Source organism: Blautia sp. AM28-27 (assembly GCF_003480905.1).
Taxonomy (GTDB): Bacteria; Bacillota; Clostridia; order Lachnospirales; family Lachnospiraceae; genus Fusicatenibacter; species Fusicatenibacter saccharivorans.
The window spans coordinates 43,466-59,667 of the sequence record NZ_QUJK01000010.1 but is presented as its reverse complement, the minus strand read 5'-3'; the positions used below and the strand labels follow the sequence as shown (position 1 = coordinate 59,667).

Sequence of the window (16,202 nt, the reverse complement as noted above, 5' to 3'; positions counted from 1 at the left end):
TTGTAAACTATGTGAAAGTGCAGTGTTCCACTACACCCATTATAATGAATCTTCGGAATCCAAAAGTCTCCTCCGTGCCATTGAAAGTGCCAGACAAATGAGTAAAAATATTAAAATGGAAACAGAAAACGGCGGGCAGCTAAGAGAGGATTTCCTGAAAGAAAAAAGGTGCCGACGTGACAAAAACATGGGATGGTCAGGAAGCTGTTGAACTGTTCAGAAATAGTGAACCTGGTGAATTTGATGTCATTCTTATGGACATTATGATGCCGGTCATGAATGGTTATGAAGCTACAAAGATGATTAGGTCTCTGGACAGAGAGGATGCAAAGAAAATACCGATCATTGCAATGACAGCAAATGCGTTCACGGAGGACAGAATAAGGGCAAAAGAAGCAGGGATGAATGAACATGTTGCTAAGCCTGTTGATGTGGAATTACTGATGAAAGTAATTTATAGCGGGAGTGCTATGAAGCATTAATAGTACATGAGAAAACAAGGAGGAATTCAGTTGTTGGAGAAAGCGGTTCAGGCTGCAATATATGAAAAAGCTCTTAAAAATCATTATATAGAAATCCTGTACATTGATTTTGAAGATACTCATGCGTTATGCATCTGGCAATATAGATGATCTTAATCGGATAAAACAGCAGATGACGATGGAAGCAATCACACAGGGAACAGCAGAACACATCATGCATCATGTTATGATCAATTTTATACTGAATGGTGAGATGCGTTTCATGCAGTTTGACTTTACAAGAGAAAGTGCAGATACAAAAAATGTTTTCCTGTTTGTGGAGGACTATACAGTTCCACAGCAGCAGATGATGCTGCTGCTGGAAAAAAGCTGGTTCTATAACAGAACCAGCTTTTTTGTGTATTCATGGACGAACGGTGTCCCTGTTTTGTGAGAACGGACAGTCTCGTAAAAAAGAGAGGCCTGTATATCGCTCTCAAAGGCGGCAAGTGCATCGCCGGTAAGAAGCCGCGGGGCGTCGGCTGCCTTGGCAATGAGCGGCAGAGAAGAACGTCTTCTAATCTCTTTTAACAATGCACCGGCACTTTTTCGGAAACCGAGAACACGGTTATAGCCGGCCGGGTACAATGTTTTCTGGTTCAGAAGCAGATGCATCAGGGCACGGCTGATGCGGGTGTAGGTCATCTCTTTTGTTTTGAGCTGCAGGGCGAACTCCGAGAATGAGGAGCATGCGTGGCGCTGGCGGAGGATGCGATTGGCAAGATCCGGCGAAAGATCAAGATAAGAGGAAAGGGATTCCTTCGTTTCTGTGAGGAGCCGCGCGGCGAGGAGCAGGCTGAAATCATCGCTGGAAAGCAGGCCGTGTGCGGTGACGGCGTCCTGGAAAGCGGGATAGACTGCTTCCGGCATGCAGGAGGCGAGCGCGGACAGTTCCGGACCCTTATGCGGATTGGAAAAAAGAAGATTCCGCATTGCTGTAGCAGAAGGGAGTGCCTGTGTGAAAAGCGCTCCTTCGTGGTAGCCGCTGCCCTCCCGGCGGATCGTTACCGGCCGAATGCGGCTTTGTGACAGCAGAAGTGCCTGGACATATTCAATGCCTAAAATATTGTTTGGTTCTTTTAAAAAGGTATCAAGTTCTTCTTTTGAAAGCGAAGAGAAGGAAGCGCTGTCAGAAAAATAAGCGGAAAGTGCCTGTGCGCGCGCCGTCGGGAAGGAAAGTCCGTTCCGAAGCAGACCGGAGAGCAGCTCACGGTATTCCTCCGGCTCGTGGAGCAGAACATCAGCGAGTTCCAGAAACGGCGCCGTGTCTCCATATTCACTGCCAAAGCAGAGAAAATCGACACAGCCAAGCGCAGTAAGAAGCGATACCGCCCCGCGTGCGAAATGCTGTGCACTGCCGAGTGCAAAGTGACACGGAAGCTGTAAGATAAGGTCCGCGCCGCCAAGAAGCGCCAGCTCCGCACGGTCGTGTTGGTCAAGAATCGCAGGTGCGCCGCGCTGGACGAAATCGCCGCTCATAATCACGACAAGATAGTCCGCCCCGGTAAGCTCCCTGGCTTTTGCCAGCTGATAAGCATGGCCGTTATGAAAAGGATTATATTCTGCAATGACTGCGGTAATGGTCATAAAACGTACCTTCTTTCGAAAAAAATAGCACGATTCCAAATAGAGAGGAACCGCGGATCACATAGCCCTATCGTAACAAAAACAGAAAAGGAATGCAAGAATTCCTCCGTTTTGGATTTTTTGTCCAGTTGTTTTGAATTTTATACTTGCGAAAGGGCAAAAAGCGTACTACAATGAGAATATCGAGTAAATTTATCGAAAGGAGTCAAAAGATCATGGGATTTATTGACACAATTAAAGCAAGAGCAAAAGCAGACAAAAAAACAATTGTACTGCCAGAGTCAGAAGACAGAAGAACATATGAGGCTGCTGCACAGATCCTGAAAGAGGACCTTGCAAATCTGATCATCATCGGAAGCGAAGAGGCAGTAAAGAAAGGCAGCGAGGGACTGGATGTCTCCAAAGCTACTATTGTAGATCCAGAGAAAAACGAGAAAACACAGGCTTATGTAGATAAGCTGGTAGAGCTTCGTGCAAAGAAAGGCATGACTCCGGAGAAAGCAAGAGAGACCATCCTGAATGACTATACATATTATGGCGTTATGATGGTTAAAATGGGAGATGCAGACGGACTTGTTTCCGGTGCCTGCCATTCTACCGCAAACACCTTACGTCCATGCCTGCAGATCTTAAAGACCAAACCAGGCACAAAACTCGTATCCGCATTCTTCCTGATGGTAGTTCCGGACTGCGAGTACGGCGATGACGGTGTATTCGTATTCGGTGACTGTGGTCTGAACCAGAACCCGAATCCGGAAGAGCTGGCTGCAATCGCAGAGTCTTCCGCAGAGTCCTACCGCATGCTGACCGGAAACGAGCCAAGAGTTGCTATGCTTTCCCACTCCTCCAAAGGAAGTGCAAAACATGCTGATGTAGACAAAGTTGTTGAGGCTACCAGAATTGCAAAAGAAGCAAACCCGGATCTCGCACTCGACGGCGAGCTGCAGCTTGATGCCGCTATCGTTCCAAGCGTAGGTGCATCCAAAGCTCCGGACAGCAAAGTAGCAGGAAAAGCAAACGTTCTGATCTTCCCGGATCTGGATGCCGGAAACATCGGATACAAACTGGTACAGAGACTGGCAAAAGCAGAAGCATACGGCCCGATGACGCAGGGTATCGCAGCTCCAGTCAACGATCTGTCCCGTGGATGCTCCGCAGAGGATATCGTTGGTGTTGTAGCAATCACTGCTGTACAGTGCCAGGCACAGTAAGCACGAAATAAAACCAATTACAAGCGGTTTTCTGGCCGGCTGCGGAGAACAGGCCGGCCAGAAGTTTTAATAAGAATTTTAAAATAGGAGAATTTAGAAATGAACGTATTAGTAGTAAACTGCGGAAGTTCCTCTCTGAAATTCCAGCTGATCAATTACGATAACCGTGACGTCCTGGCAAAAGGACTCTGTGAGAGAATCGGTATCGACGGACGCCTCGTTTATGAGCCAAAGAACGGCGAAAAAGAGGTAACAGAAGCAGCAATGCCGACACACGTAGAGGCAATCCAGATGGTTCTGGACGCTCTGGTAAACGAGAAGAGCGGCGTCATCAAGAGCCTGGAAGAAGTAGATGCCATCGGACACCGCGTTCTGCACGGCGGAATGAAGATCACAAACTCTGTTATCATCGATGACGAAGTAATCAAAGTTATCGAGGAGTGCGCTGACCTCGGTCCTCTGCACAATCCGGCAAACCTGATGGGAATCAATGCCTGCATGAAACTGATGCCGGGCGTTCCGAACGTAGCAGTATTTGATACCGCATTCCATCAGACCATGCCTCCGAAAGCATATATGTACGGTATTCCGAAAGAGTACTATGAGAAATACGCAATCCGTAAATACGGCTTCCACGGAACTTCTCATAAATTCGTATCCAAGAGAACCGCAGAGTTCCTTGGCAAAGACTACAACGATCTGAAGATCATCGTATGCCATATGGGAAATGGTGCTTCCCTTTCCGCTGTAAAGAACGGCAAATGTGTAGATACCTCCATGGGCCTTACCCCGCTCGAAGGTGTGATCATGGGAACCCGTTCCGGAGATATCGATCCGGCTTTTGTTGAGTATCTGTGCAACAAAGAGAACCTGACCGTATCCGAGGTTCTGAACATTCTGAACAAGAAATCCGGTATGCTCGGCATGACCGGCATCTCCAGCGATTACCGTGATGTATCTGCAGCAGCAGAGGCAGGCAATCAGGATGCCATCAACTGTCTGGAAGCATACGCTTACCGCATTATCAAATACATCGGTTCCTACATCGCAGCTATGGGCGGCGTAGATGTGATCACCTTCACCGCAGGCCTTGGAGAGAACGCTATTCCGCTTCGTGAGACCATCTGCAAAGCATTTGAGTTCATGGGTCTGGAATTCGATTCTGAGGCAAATAACTGCCGCGGCGTTGAGAAGATCATCACCAAAGAAGGCTCCAAGATTACAGCATGCGTGATCCCGACCAACGAGGAAATCGCAATCTGCGAGGAGACTGTAGAGTTAGTAAAAGGAAAATAAAAAATAATTCAAAAAGCAGTTGACAATTCTTACCTTCCCGGGTATAATTGGTAAAGTGTGATTAGGAGAACAATATGAAAATCAGTCTGACCAAGTTATTTGCGCAGGACGGAAAGTCCGAAAAGTATGAAATTCCGCTTACATCCGAAACTTTTTCGATCGGCGGGCAGGACTATCGGGTAATCGAAAAACATCCTGTTATCCTTGGCCTTACGCATGAAGGCAATCGTGTGATCACGATCACCGGCAGTGCAGACCTTACAATGGAGATTCCATGTGCAAGATGCCTGACACCGGTAGCGACTCCATTCCAGCTCGAGTTCGATCTGCAGATTGATCTGAATCTGTCAGAGGAAGAACGCGAGGAAAAAGAAGAGGACTCTTCGTTTGTGGAGGGAGACGCGCTCGATGTGGAAGAACTGGTTCGTAATGAACTCATAGTCCAATGGCCGATTCGAGTGCTGTGTAAAGATGACTGTAAAGGAATCTGCAGCCGTTGTGGTGCGAATCTGAATATTCAGACCTGTGATTGTGATACCACAGGGCTAGACCCCCGAATGGCTGCAATCAAAGATATATTCAGCAAATTTAAGGAGGTGTAACTATGTCCATTTGTCCTAAGAATAAATCTTCCAAAGCAAGACGCGATAAGAGAAGAGCAAACTGGAAAATGTCTGCTCCGAACCTTGTAAAATGCAGCAAATGTGGTGCTCTTATGATGCCGCACAGAGTTTGCAAAGCTTGTGGTTCTTACAACAAAAAAGAAGTCGTTGCAATGGACTAATATTCATAAATCGGAATCAGTTCCGATGTGCAATGCAGCAAAAGGCTCCCGTCACCGGGGGCTTTTTTGTTGTCTCTGCGGGTTGTCTGGAAGCGTCATATAAAAGATTTGACGTGGTGTGTCGTGATGTGCTATAATGGTCTCGGTGAGAATTGAAACAATATTGCAATATTTTCGTAACAATTATAAAAAAGGAGTGCAAAGCATATGAAGAATAGACGAATCATATTTCTGGCAGCATGCATGTGCAGTGTAGTATTCCTCTCAGGATGTTCCACAGACAGTCTGATGGATAAAATGATGGGAACTGAGACGACGGTTTCGTCTTCGGCCAGTGTAGATATTTCAAAAGAGGACAGCGATGCTGTTCATGTAGATGCCAATCTGGAAAAGCCGGTTTTTTCGGTAAATCCGGTGGAGAGCCTGCAGATTCCCGTTGGAAATACATCTGGAAAGCTGACTTGTGAGGCAGGAATAACGGGAGAAGGCACAGTAACATATCAGTGGTATAAGAACAACGTAAATTCCAACGGCGGAGGAACGCCGATTGAAGGCGCAACAGAAGTGACATACCAGGTCGATACTTCGGCGGAGGGCAAAGATTACTATTACGTTGTGGCAACAAACACGGTTGGAAATACCGTTTCCATGGCGACGAGTACGGTAACAGAAGTTACGGTAATTCCGGCAGGGAAATGGGTTCAGAATGAAAACGGATGGCAGTATCAGAATAATGATGGAAGCTATGCAACCAATACCTGGCAGAATATCGACGGCTACTGGTACGTGTTTGATGAAAATTCATACATGGTGACAGGATGGTACTGGAGCGGAGAAGAATGGTATTATCTGGCGGACAACGGTCAGATGCAGACCGGCTGGTTCACGCAGGATGGTGAGGAATATTATTTGGATCCGGATACCGGTGTCATGGCACGGAATACAACCATAGACGGTCATGAGATGAATTCGAGCGGAGTCAAGGTTTCTTAAGAAAAATAAGATAAAACAGAGCGGGTGGATTTTGGAAAGATAAATCCACCCGCTTTTTTGGAATACAGGAGAAAGCGCGGATGGGCATTTGTGCTTGATTTTTGCAAAGGAGTTTAGTATAGTTAATACAGCACTTGCATGAGTGCTTTTAGAGCGTGGTTGAAAACGGTTTTTTGAAAGAAAAAGAGTTTTCAAACGCGCTTTAGAAAAGAGAAAAGAGGAAAAAACATGAGTGACTTAGTCAGAGTTGCAGTGGACGCGATGGGCGGCGATTATGCGCCTGTGGAGCCGGTAAAAGGTGCCGTTGAGGCCGTAAACGCAGATGAACGTGTCAAAGTCCAGCTGGTCGGCCAGGTGGATGTCATCGAAAAAGAACTGCAGAAATATACGTACCCGAAGGAGCGGGTTGAGATCGTTCCGGCAACCGAGATCATTGAGACGGGAGAGCCGCCGGTCAATGCGATCCGCCACAAAAAAGATTCTTCGATCGTTGTCGGCATGAAAAAAGTGCGCTGCGGAGAGGCAGACGCGTTTGTCTCCTCCGGAAGCACCGGAGCAGTCCTGGTCGGCGGACAGACGATCGTAGGACGCATCAAGGGCGTAGAGCGCCCGCCGCTGGCTCCGCTGATCCCGACGAAAGACGGTGTATCCCTTCTGATCGACTGCGGTGCGAATGTTGATGCAAGACCGTCCCATCTGGTGCAGTTTGCCATGATGGGTTCCATCTATATGGAACACGTTGTCGGCATTAAAAATCCGCGTGTGGGAATCGTGAATATCGGTGTGGAAGAAGAAAAAGGAAACGCGCTCGTCAAAGAGACGTATCCGCTTCTGAAAGAAAACCCGTATATCAACTTTGTCGGCAGTATCGAAGCAAGAGAAATTCCAAACGGAGCCGCAGACGTTGTTGTCTGTGAGGCGTTTGTCGGAAACGTTATCTTAAAGCTGTATGAGGGCGTCGGCGCGACCCTGATTTCCAAGGTAAAACAGGGCATGATGACATCTCTGCGCAGTAAAATCGGAGCCCTTCTTGTGAAACCGGCGCTGAAAGAGACACTGAAGTCTTTTGATGCCAGTGAGTACGGCGGAGCACCGCTGCTTGGCTTAAAAGGACTCGTTGTAAAAACGCACGGAAGCTCAAAAGCCAACGAATTTAAAAATTCCATTCTCCAGTGCATTTCATTCAGCGAGGAGAAGATTCCGCAGAAAGTGCAGGAGCATCTGGCAGACTATAAGAGCAGCAGGGAGGCAGCGAAAGATGGAGTTTGAAAAATTACAGGAGATCATTGCGGATGTATTAAACGTAGATCCGAATGAAGTAACCATGGAGACAACCTTTGCAGATGATCTGGGAGCGGATTCCCTGGATGTATTTCAGATTGTGATGGGAATTGAAGAAGAATTTGATATCCAGATCGAAGCAGAAGAAGCAGAGCACATCGTATCGGTTGAGGATGCGGTGGAAGCGATCAAAAAGAAACTGGCAGAATAATAGAAAATGGCGAAGGGGCTGTTTGCTACAGGACAGCCCCTTTGTTACCGTCCGCAGAACACCTGCAAACGGTAACTATGAGGAAGGACAGGCTTAAAACAGGTTATGAATAATATTGATAAACTCGTGGATTTGGAAAAGAAGATCCAGTATAAATTTCAGAATTTCGGACTGCTGGAGATGGCGATGCGCCATTCTTCCTACGCAAATGAGCACCATATGGAGCGCCTGGAGTGCAACGAGCGTCTGGAGTTCTTAGGAGATGCCGTGCTGGAAGTTGTATCCAGCGAATTTTTATACAAGACATTCCCGCGTCTCCCGGAGGGCGAGATGACGAAAAAACGCGCCAGCCTCGTCTGTGAACCGGCACTGGCATTCTGTGCCCGTGAGATTGACCTTGGCAGCTTTCTGCTCCTTGGAAAGGGCGAGGAGGCAACCGGCGGCCGTCACCGCGATTCCATCGTTTCGGATGCTATGGAGGCAACGATCGGTGCGATTTTCCTGGACGGCGGCTTTGAACCGGCAAAAACGTTCGTTCTGAACTATATCTTAAACGATATCGAACACAAACAGCTTTTCTACGACAGCAAAACGATTCTGCAGGAGCTGATCCAGGGTGAGACGGATGAAGAGATTGTTTACACCATCTTAAAAGAAGAGGGACCGGATCACGACAAGAGCTTCTGGGCACAGGTCAGCGTCGGAAAGAAAGCGCTCGGTACCGGAAAGGGCAGAACGAAAAAAGCGGCAGAACAGGCAGCGGCATACGATGCAATTCTTGCCAGAAAAAAAGCGTAGGTGAATTATGTATCTCAAATCCATTGAAATGCAGGGATTTAAGTCGTTTGCCAACAAAACCATTCTGCAGTTCCACGACGGTATTACCGGCGTTGTAGGGCCGAACGGCAGTGGAAAGAGCAATGTTGGCGATGCGGTGCGCTGGGTGCTCGGCGAACAGAGCGCCAAGCAGCTCCGCGGCGGAAATATGCAGGATGTTATTTTCTCCGGAACCGAGACGAGAAAGCCGCTCGGCTACGCGTCGGTTGCAATTACACTTGACAATTCCGACCACAAGCTGAATGTCGATTTCGAGGAAGTCACGGTGACGAGACGGCTCTACCGCTCCGGTGAGAGCGAGTATCTGATGAACGGCGCATCGTGCCGGTTAAAGGACATCAACGAGCTGTTCTACGATACCGGTATCGGAAAAGAAGGCTATTCCATCATCGGACAGGGTCAGATTGATAAGATTTTAAGTGGTAAGCCGGAAGAGCGCCGGGAGCTGTTTGACGAGGCGGCAGGAATTGTCAAATTCAAGAGAAGGAAGGCCGTGACCGAAAAGAAGCTGGCGGAAGAGCAGCAGAATCTGGTGCGCGTCAACGACATTCTCTCGGAACTGACAAGGCAGTTAGAGCCGCTGGAACGCCAGTCTGAGACGGCAAAGATTTATTTAAAGAAGAAAGAGGAATTAAAGATCCTCGATATCAATATGTTTCTGCTCGAGATGGAGCGCATCCGGAACGATCTCGCGAAAGTAGAAGACCGGTACCGGATTGCAGAAGAGCAGTTAAAGAGCACGAAAGAGGCTTTTGAGCATACGAAGCAGGAGTATGAAAAGCTGGAACAGGAGCAGGAAAAACTGGACCAGACGATTCTTTCTGCGCGCGATCAGGCGGGGGAGAATGCACTGAAACGCCAGCAGCTCGAAAACCAGATCGAGGTGTTGAACGAGCAGATTCATGCATCGGAGAGGAACAGCGACACATTAAGAGAACGTCTGGAGGCGATCCGCGCGGAGAGCCGCACAAAGACGGCGGAAAAAAATACATATCAGGCAGAAAAGGACGGGCTTCATGAAGCACTTCTTGCGTCAGAAACGGAAAAGAGTGAGAAAGAGGCCGCTCTCTCGGAATGCCAGGAGCAGATCCAGGCAGTCGAGCTGCAGAGTGAACAGGATAAGAGCGAAGTCATCGGCCTTCTGAACCAGCGGGGTTCCACGAAGGGAAAAATGCAGCGCTACGATGCGATGCTCGAGCAGATCGGCATCCGAAAGGCAGAATTAAGCCAGAGGGTGCTGCATTTAAAGACGAGCGAGTCCGAACAGAACGGGCAGATGGAAGAACTGCAGAACGCGTTTGAAGCGCTCGAAGAGACGGTAAGCAGCCTGAAACAGCAGTACCAGGAGGCAGATCAGAAGATTACCGCGCTGACGGCGGATCTCTCGAACCAGACGAAAGAGATGGAAGCCGGACAGACCAATTACCACAGAGAAGCGTCAAGGCTCGAATCCTTAAAGAACATCACCGAGCGGTACGACGGCTATGGAAACAGTATTCGGAAGGTCATGGAGCAGAAAGACCGGAATCCCGGCATCCACGGCGTTGTGGCGGATCTTCTGCAGGCGGAGAAAAAGTACGAGACGGCGATCGAGACCGCACTTGGCGGCAGCATTCAGAATATTGTCACCGACAATGAGGCGACGGCGAAATACCTGATTGAATACCTGAAACGGGGCCATTTCGGCCGTGCGACGTTCCTTCCGCTCACCAGTATGCGCGGGAAAAAAACGCAGGTGAATGAGGATGCGGCAAGAGAAACCGGTGTGCTTGGTGTGGCAAATGCACTTGTTTCGTACGACCCGGTGTATGAGGGCCTTGTGGCACAGCTGCTTGGAAGAACGCTGGTGGTCGACACGATCGACCATGCCATTGTGATTCAGCGGAAATACCGTCAGACGCTCCGCATGGTAACCCTCGAGGGCGAGCTCTTGAGCCCGGGCGGTTCCATGACAGGAGGTTCGTTCCGGAACAACAGCAACCTGCTCGGAAGACGGCGTGAGATTGAGGAACTCGAAAAGAGCGTACAGGGTCTTGCGAAGGAACTGCGGGAAATCCAGCAGGAACTTGAAGAGAAGAAAAATAAGCGGAATGAAATCCGTGATCTCCGCACCGAGCTGAATGAAAAACTGCAGCGGCAGTACATCGAGCAGAATACGGTGCGCCTGAATCTGGAAAAAGCGCGCGAGAAAAAGACGGAAATCCGTCTGGATTTTGAAGCGCTTCAGAAGGAGAGTCTCGAGATTGAAAATCAGATCGCCGAGATTGAGCGGAACCGGAAAGTCATCGGTCAGGAAATGCAGGAATCGGTGGAGCGGGAAAGCACGCTGCAGGAGAATATCCAGAAGGCGCAGGAGGCGCTTACAGGGCTTCGCCGCCGGGAAGCAGAATATACGAAGGATCTTGAAGAAATCCGGTTAAATTACGCAAATCTGTCCCAGAAGGATGGATTCCTTGCCCAGAACATCCGCCGTCTTGAGGAAGAGACGGGAAAACTGGAAGCGGAAAGCCGCACCATGCTGGAAAAAGCGGCGGAGGAAAAAGACGATGTCAAAAAGAAACAGCAGGACATCGTGGAGATACAGAAGACGATTGCAGCAGCAGTGCAGGCAAAAGAAGAGGAAGACCGCCGGATTGTGGAACTGCAGGAGAAAAAAGAAGCATTAAGCGCAGATCACAAAGAATTTTTCGAGAAGCGGGATCAGCTCTCCGACCAGATTTCCCTGATGGACAAAGAGTGCTTCCGTCTGAACAGCCAGAAAGAAAAGCTGGAGGAGACAAAAGAGGCACAGACCTCGTATCTCTGGGAAGAGTACGAAGTGACACCGGGCCACGCAAGAGAGTTCCAGATGGAGGAGATTCCGGAGCGCAGTGAATTAAAGCGGCGTGTGCTGGAAGTAAAAGATGCGATCCGGAAACTTGGCTCTGTCAATGTGAATGCGATTGAGGAGTACAAAGAGATTTCGGAGCGCCACGCATTTCTTGATGCACAGCACACCGATCTTGTCAAAGCGGCGGAGACACTGCAGGGCATCATCGATGAGCTGGATGCCGGTATGCGCAAGCAGTTCACGGAAAAATTCGAGGAGATCCGGAAAGAGTTTGACCGCGTGTTCCGCCAGCTGTTCGGCGGCGGAAAGGGAACGCTGGAGCTCGAGGAGGACACGGATGTACTCGAGGCAGGCATCCGCATCATTTCCCAGCCGCCGGGAAAGAAACTGCAGAATATGATGCAGCTCTCCGGAGGCGAGAAGGCACTGACCGCGATTGCGCTGCTTTTTGCAATCCAGAACTTAAAGCCGTCCCCGTTCTGTTTACTTGACGAGATCGAGGCGGCGCTCGACGATTCCAACGTAACGCGTTTTGCGCAGTATCTGCATAAGCTGACAAAAAATACCCAGTTCATCGTCATCACCCACAGGCGCGGTACGATGACGGCGGCAGACCGTCTGTACGGCATCACGATGCAGGAGAAGGGTGTTTCTACCCTTGTTTCTGTCGATTTGATCGAGGGAGAACTGGACAAATAGAAACGAATAAGATACAATACGAAAGAAGTAAGATAGAAAAGATAAAGGGAGGCGAACGGTATGGCGGAGGAGAAAGTAGGCTTTTTCAAACGTCTTGTCAACGGTCTGACGAAGACCCGAGACAGCATTGTAGCTGGAATTGATTCTATTTTCAGCGGCTATTCCAATATTGATGACGATTTTTATGAGGAGATCGAGGAGATTCTCGTCATGGGAGATATCGGCATCAATACAACGACCAAAATTATTGACCACTTAAAAGAGCGGGTGGCAGAAGAACACATTACCGATCCGGCAGAGTGCAAACAGCTTCTGATCGAGAGCATCAAAAAACAGATGGATGTAGGCGATACAGCCTATGAATTTGAAAACCGGAAATCGGTAGTGCTGGTGATCGGTGTCAATGGAGTCGGAAAAACGACCTCCGTCGGAAAGCTGGCCGGCCTTCTGAAGGATCAGGGCAAAAAGGTTGTTCTTGCGGCAGCAGATACGTTCCGTGCAGCGGCAGGCGAGCAGCTCACGGAGTGGGCGCACCGCGCCGGCGTGGATATCATCGGCGGACAGAATGGAGCAGATCCGGCGTCGATCGTATACGATGCAGTCGCAGCGGCAAAAGCCAGAAATGCGGATGTGCTGATCTGTGATACGGCAGGAAGACTTCACAACAAGAAGAACCTGATGGAAGAGCTCCACAAGATTTACCGGATTCTGGAAAAAGAGTACCCAGAGGCATACCTGGAAACGCTGGTGGTGCTGGACGGTACCACGGGCCAGAATGCGCTGCAGCAGGCAAGACAGTTTGCAGAAGTGGCAAATGTCACCGGTATCATTCTGACGAAGCTGGACGGAACTGCAAAGGGCGGTATCGCCGTTGCCATCCAGTCCGAGCTTGATATTCCGGTCAAATACATCGGCGTGGGCGAGAGCATCCACGATCTACAGAAATTTGATGCAGACCAGTTTGTAAATGCACTGTTCCATACATCCGAAGAGAATGCTTAAAAAAGACAACAAGGAGAAAAGACTATGGCAGAAGAAATGCTGACACTCCCGAAATTTGAGGAAGCGTCTGAAATCGTAAAAAAAGTAACACAGGAGACCAAACTGGTTTACAGCAAATATTTCAGCGAGCAGACGGGAAATAAAGTCTACTTAAAACCGGAAAATATGCAGCTGACCGGCGCCTATAAGCTGCGCGGTGCCTATTACAAAATCAGCACCTTAAGTGAAGAGGAGCGCGCAAAAGGACTGATCACCGCATCTGCAGGAAACCATGCACAGGGCGTTGCGTATGCGGCAAAATGCTACGGTGCAAAGGCTGTCATCGTAATGCCGACTACCACACCGCTCATCAAAGTAGAGCGTACCCAGAGCTACGGCGCTGAGGTTGTTCTGTACGGAGATGTGTACGATGAGGCATGTGCAAAAGCATACGAGCTTGCAGCAGAGCATGGCTATACCTTTATTCACCCGTTCGATGATCTGACCGTTGCAACCGGCCAGGGAACCATCGCTATGGAAGTGATTCAGGAGCTTCCGCTCGTAGATTATATCCTTGTTCCGATCGGAGGAGGCGGACTGGCTACCGGTGTTTCCACACTGGCAAAACTGCTGAAACCAAACATCAAAGTCATCGGTGTTGAGCCGTCCGGAGCAGCCTGTATGAAGGCTTCTTTTGAAAAAGGCGAGGTAACGACCGTATCTCCTGTCAGCACAATTGCAGACGGTACTGCAGTACAGACACCGGGATCCAAGATTTTCCCGTATGTAAGACAGAACCTGGACGAGATCATTACCGTGGATGATGATGAGCTGATCGTAGCATTCCTTGATATGGTAGAAAACCACAAGATGATCGTCGAGAACTCCGGTCTTCTGACTGTGGCTGCATTAAAGCATCTGGATGTCAAGGGCAAAAAGATTGTTTCGATCTTAAGCGGCGGAAATATGGACGTCATCACCATGTCTTCCGTGATCCAGAACGGACTGATCCAGAGAGACCGTATCTTTACTGTATCCGTTCTTCTGCCGGATAAACCAGGCGAGCTGGTACGCGTTTCCCAGGTGATTGCAAACGAGAACGGAAACGTCATCAAACTGGACCACAACCAGTTCTTCACAACGAACAGAAGTGCTGCAGTAGAGCTCCGCATCACAATGGAGGCATTCGGCACCGATCACAAGAACCGTATTGTCAAAGCACTGGAAGAGGCTGGCTATACACCGAAGATTGTAAGACCGAACCTGTAAAAACAGAAATTGCAGAGAAAATTCTGAAAAAAAGAAAAATAAGAAATCAGAGGGATCCGGAAAGGAATTTCCTCTGATTTTTTTTGAGCAGGAAAAAACCCTTGCATGCACAAGGGTTTTCATTCTGCGGAAGATGGGACTTGAACCCACACGATCGCAATGACCACCAGATCCTTAGTCTGGCCTGTCTGCCAATTCCAGCACTTCCGCATGTTCTGTAGTTTTTTAAATTTCATGCGGAAGCTGGGACTTGAACCCACACGATCGCAATGACCACCAGATCCTTAGTCTGGCCTGTCTGCCAATTCCAGCACTTCCGCATGTTCTGTAGTTTTTTAAATTTCATGCGGAAGCTGGGACTTGAACCCACACGATCGCAATGACCACCAGATCCTTAGTCTGGCCTGTCTGCCAATTCCAGCACTTCCGCATGCTCTTTAAGTTTTTGTCATCTCGCTGACGACAAGATGTATTATAGCACCAGAATTGTGAGACGTCAACACTTTTTTTGAAAAAAATTGAAAAATTTGAAAAATAAAAAAGGAAATCGGAAACGGGCACCGAATATAGGAAATAGGGGGACAGTGGAAACAGATCCTATTGTCCAGTCAACAGTGAAACGGACGGGTTTCACTGTGAGGAAACTGTTGCAGGCATATTACCGGGAAAGAGGTGGTCTTCGCTTGAACTTGAGGGAATCATTTGAAGAACGGGAATTTCAGGAGCTTGGCCCCTATGCGGCGCACAGCCGGAATTCCAGAGGAAGGGACCGATATGAACCGGAGTGTGACATCCGTACCGTTTACCAGAGAGACCGGGACCGGATTCTCCACTCAAAAGCTTTTCGCAGAATGAAAGACAAAACGCAGGTGTTTCTCGCTGCGCAGGGCGACCATTACCGTACCCGCCTGACGCACACGCTCGAGGTGTCCCAGATCGCCCGTACGATTGCGCGGGCACTGAATCTGAATGAAGATCTGACCGAAGCCATTGCGCTCGGCCACGATCTCGGGCACACACCGTTTGGTCATTCCGGGGAAGACGCGCTCAATATGGTGCATTCCGGTGGGTTCCGTCACGCAGAACAGAGTGTCCGTGTTGTGGAAGTCCTGGAAAAAGAAGGAAAAGGCCTGAACCTGACCTGGGAGGTGCGGGATGGGATCCTGAATCACCGTACGGCGGGAAAGCCTTCCACCCTGGAGGGGCAGGTCGTACGTCTCTGTGACAAGATCGCCTACATCCACCACGATATGGACGATGCCATCCGGGCCGGCATTTTAAGCGAGGATGACATCCCGATTACGATCCGTGTTGTCCTTGGCGATACATGCCGCGAGCGGCTCAATACGCTGATTCACGACATTGTGGAGCAGAGCCGCGGAACGGAGTATGTGCGTCAGTCGGCGGAAATTGCCGAGGGCATGCGCCTGCTGCGGAAACTGATGTTTGCAAACGTCTACCGCAATCCGGACGCGAAAAAAGAGGAAGAGAAGGCAAAGAAGATGCTGGTTTCCCTCTACACCTATTACCAGGAGCATCCGGAGCAGATGTCCCGCGAGTACCGGGGACTCATCGGGTGCGGCCAGGACAAAACGCAGGTGGTGTGCGATTATATTGCCGGTATGACCGATCAGTATTCCATGCATCAGTACGAGGAACTGTTCGTGCCGAAAGCCTGGGCAGTTTATTAGATACCGGGAGG

General features: G+C 49.2%; 14 protein-coding genes, 3 tRNA genes and 1 pseudogene. 14 read left to right on the top strand and 4 right to left on the bottom strand.

Annotated features, from left to right (window positions below):
- Window positions 1–158 precede the first annotated feature (158 nt).
- Both DW743_RS12720 and DW743_RS12715 read left to right on the top strand, forming a co-directional pair.
- Window positions 159–482 (top strand): annotated as a pseudogene (locus DW743_RS12720) (response regulator); the annotation flags it as partial.
- Between the two features lie 121 nt (window positions 483–603).
- Window positions 604–915 carry a hypothetical protein gene (locus DW743_RS12715; protein WP_147326121.1) on the top strand — a complete coding sequence of 104 codons (312 nt, stop codon included), beginning with the start codon at window positions 604–606 and terminating at the stop codon, window positions 913–915.
- On the opposite strand, the gene DW743_RS12710 is transcribed toward DW743_RS12715, so the two are convergent.
- Window positions 858–2,108 (bottom strand): tRNA(Met) cytidine acetate ligase, encoded by a 1,251-nt coding sequence (locus DW743_RS12710; protein WP_022462725.1) that lies wholly within the window; start codon window positions 2,106–2,108, stop codon window positions 858–860. The two genes, DW743_RS12715 and DW743_RS12710, sit on opposite strands and share 58 nt — an antisense overlap.
- 215 nt (window positions 2,109–2,323) lie before the next feature.
- Here DW743_RS12710 and pta point away from each other — a divergent pair, with 215 nt between their 5' ends.
- The 11 genes from pta (at window position 2,324) to ilvA (ending at window position 14,500) form a co-directional block, all read left to right on the top strand.
- Entirely contained in the window at window positions 2,324–3,319 is a 996-nt protein-coding gene (gene pta, locus DW743_RS12705) for a phosphate acetyltransferase (protein ID WP_022462726.1), read from the top strand.
- Window positions 3,320–3,418: 99 nt separating this feature from the next.
- Window positions 3,419–4,615, top strand: a complete 1,197-nt coding sequence (locus DW743_RS12700) for an acetate kinase (RefSeq protein WP_022462727.1) — start codon at window positions 3,419–3,421, stop codon at window positions 4,613–4,615.
- Window positions 4,616–4,689: 74 nt separating this feature from the next.
- A complete protein-coding gene (locus tag DW743_RS12695) occupies window positions 4,690–5,217 on the top strand; it encodes a YceD family protein (RefSeq protein ID WP_117761778.1) in 528 nt (175 codons plus the stop codon).
- Window positions 5,218–5,219: 2 nt separating this feature from the next.
- Window positions 5,220–5,399: a 50S ribosomal protein L32 gene (gene rpmF, locus DW743_RS12690; protein WP_022462729.1), complete on the top strand. Its 180-nt coding sequence runs from the start codon at window positions 5,220–5,222 to the stop codon at window positions 5,397–5,399.
- 207 nt (window positions 5,400–5,606) lie between these two features.
- Window positions 5,607–6,392, top strand: a complete 786-nt coding sequence (locus DW743_RS12685) for a hypothetical protein (RefSeq protein ID WP_055218872.1) — start codon at window positions 5,607–5,609, stop codon at window positions 6,390–6,392.
- Window positions 6,393–6,620: 228 nt separating this feature from the next.
- A complete protein-coding gene (gene plsX, locus DW743_RS12680; protein ID WP_022462731.1) occupies window positions 6,621–7,661 on the top strand; it encodes a phosphate acyltransferase PlsX in 1,041 nt (346 codons plus the stop codon).
- Window positions 7,651–7,884, top strand: coding sequence for an acyl carrier protein (acpP, locus tag DW743_RS12675; protein ID WP_022462732.1), 234 nt, complete (start codon window positions 7,651–7,653; stop codon window positions 7,882–7,884). Before plsX ends, acpP begins: the two co-directional genes overlap by 11 nt.
- A gap of 105 nt (window positions 7,885–7,989) precedes the next feature.
- Window positions 7,990–8,682 carry a ribonuclease III gene (gene rnc, locus DW743_RS12670; RefSeq protein ID WP_022462733.1) on the top strand — a complete coding sequence of 231 codons (693 nt, stop codon included), beginning with the start codon at window positions 7,990–7,992 and terminating at the stop codon, window positions 8,680–8,682.
- 7 nt (window positions 8,683–8,689) lie between these two features.
- Entirely contained in the window at window positions 8,690–12,250 is a 3,561-nt protein-coding gene (gene smc / locus DW743_RS12665) for a chromosome segregation protein SMC (protein ID WP_117761777.1), read from the top strand.
- Between the two features lie 60 nt (window positions 12,251–12,310).
- Window positions 12,311–13,252, top strand: a complete 942-nt coding sequence (gene ftsY, locus DW743_RS12660) for a signal recognition particle-docking protein FtsY (protein ID WP_022462735.1) — start codon at window positions 12,311–12,313, stop codon at window positions 13,250–13,252.
- A 36-nt stretch (window positions 13,253–13,288) separates the two neighbouring features.
- Window positions 13,289–14,500, top strand: a complete 1,212-nt coding sequence (gene ilvA, locus DW743_RS12655; RefSeq protein WP_055219017.1) for a threonine ammonia-lyase — start codon at window positions 13,289–13,291, stop codon at window positions 14,498–14,500.
- Window positions 14,501–14,625: 125 nt separating this feature from the next.
- Here the strand turns inward: ilvA and DW743_RS12650 are convergent.
- The 3 genes from DW743_RS12650 to DW743_RS12640 form a co-directional block, all read right to left on the bottom strand.
- Window positions 14,626–14,710 (bottom strand) — tRNA-Leu (locus tag DW743_RS12650).
- 25 nt (window positions 14,711–14,735) lie between these two features.
- Window positions 14,736–14,820: transfer RNA gene (locus DW743_RS12645), tRNA-Leu, on the bottom strand.
- Between the two features lie 25 nt (window positions 14,821–14,845).
- Window positions 14,846–14,930 (bottom strand) — tRNA-Leu (locus tag DW743_RS12640).
- 253 nt (window positions 14,931–15,183) lie between these two features.
- Here DW743_RS12640 and DW743_RS12635 point away from each other — a divergent pair.
- A complete protein-coding gene (locus tag DW743_RS12635; RefSeq protein ID WP_117761776.1) occupies window positions 15,184–16,191 on the top strand; it encodes a deoxyguanosinetriphosphate triphosphohydrolase in 1,008 nt (335 codons plus the stop codon).
- Window positions 16,192–16,202: the final 11 nt, after the last annotated feature.

Coding starts and splice junctions, on each gene's coding strand:
- DW743_RS12715 (WP_147326121.1), top strand. CDS start 604: ATGCGTTATGCATCTGGCAATATAGATGATCTTAATCGGATAAAACAG.
- DW743_RS12710 (WP_022462725.1), bottom strand. CDS start 2,108: ATGACCATTACCGCAGTCATTGCAGAATATAATCCTTTTCATAACGGC.
- pta (WP_022462726.1), top strand. CDS start 2,324: ATGGGATTTATTGACACAATTAAAGCAAGAGCAAAAGCAGACAAAAAA.
- DW743_RS12700 (WP_022462727.1), top strand. CDS start 3,419: ATGAACGTATTAGTAGTAAACTGCGGAAGTTCCTCTCTGAAATTCCAG.
- DW743_RS12695 (WP_117761778.1), top strand. CDS start 4,690: ATGAAAATCAGTCTGACCAAGTTATTTGCGCAGGACGGAAAGTCCGAA.
- rpmF (WP_022462729.1), top strand. CDS start 5,220: ATGTCCATTTGTCCTAAGAATAAATCTTCCAAAGCAAGACGCGATAAG.
- DW743_RS12685 (WP_055218872.1), top strand. CDS start 5,607: ATGAAGAATAGACGAATCATATTTCTGGCAGCATGCATGTGCAGTGTA.
- plsX (WP_022462731.1), top strand. CDS start 6,621: ATGAGTGACTTAGTCAGAGTTGCAGTGGACGCGATGGGCGGCGATTAT.
- acpP (WP_022462732.1), top strand. CDS start 7,651: ATGGAGTTTGAAAAATTACAGGAGATCATTGCGGATGTATTAAACGTA.
- rnc (WP_022462733.1), top strand. CDS start 7,990: ATGAATAATATTGATAAACTCGTGGATTTGGAAAAGAAGATCCAGTAT.
- smc (WP_117761777.1), top strand. CDS start 8,690: ATGTATCTCAAATCCATTGAAATGCAGGGATTTAAGTCGTTTGCCAAC.
- ftsY (WP_022462735.1), top strand. CDS start 12,311: ATGGCGGAGGAGAAAGTAGGCTTTTTCAAACGTCTTGTCAACGGTCTG.
- ilvA (WP_055219017.1), top strand. CDS start 13,289: ATGCTGACACTCCCGAAATTTGAGGAAGCGTCTGAAATCGTAAAAAAA.